Raw genomic sequence first — 370 nt, 5'->3', positions numbered from 1 at the left:
GGCCTGGGCGGCCGGCCTGTTCGCGGCTCAGTGCGTCTGGGCGCTTCGCGGAAAGGGCTCCCGCGCCCAGATGCCGGCGCTCATCACCTCGGCCGTGCTTCTGGTCGTCGGCGGTATCGCCGTGTTCTTCCACCTGGAGCACTGGGAGCGCATCTTCAACGGCTTCGGCCACATGACCATCGGCATCACCCAGGAGCTCATCGCCATCGTGGTGCTCGCCGTGGTGATGGTGGTGTACTTCGTGTACCTGCGCCGGGGCGGCGATGAGGCCAAGGTGCCGACGTGGCTGTCCATCGTGGGCATCGTCGTGGCGGCGATTCTCATCATCGTCATGGGCCACTCCTACATGATGGCCTCGCTGCCCGCCTGG

1 pseudogene is annotated in these 370 nt (G+C 66.8%); it reads left to right on the top strand.

Features of this window, described 5'->3' with window-relative positions:
- A pseudogene (locus NE591_RS13275) lies at positions 1 to 370 on the top strand (hypothetical protein); the annotation flags it as partial.

Source organism: Adlercreutzia sp. DFI.6.23, from assembly GCF_024462535.1.
Taxonomy (GTDB): domain Bacteria; phylum Actinomycetota; class Coriobacteriia; order Coriobacteriales; family Eggerthellaceae; genus Adlercreutzia; species Adlercreutzia rubneri.
Note: the sequence above shows the minus strand (reverse complement) of the source record. Positions and strands in the feature narration are given on the sequence as shown.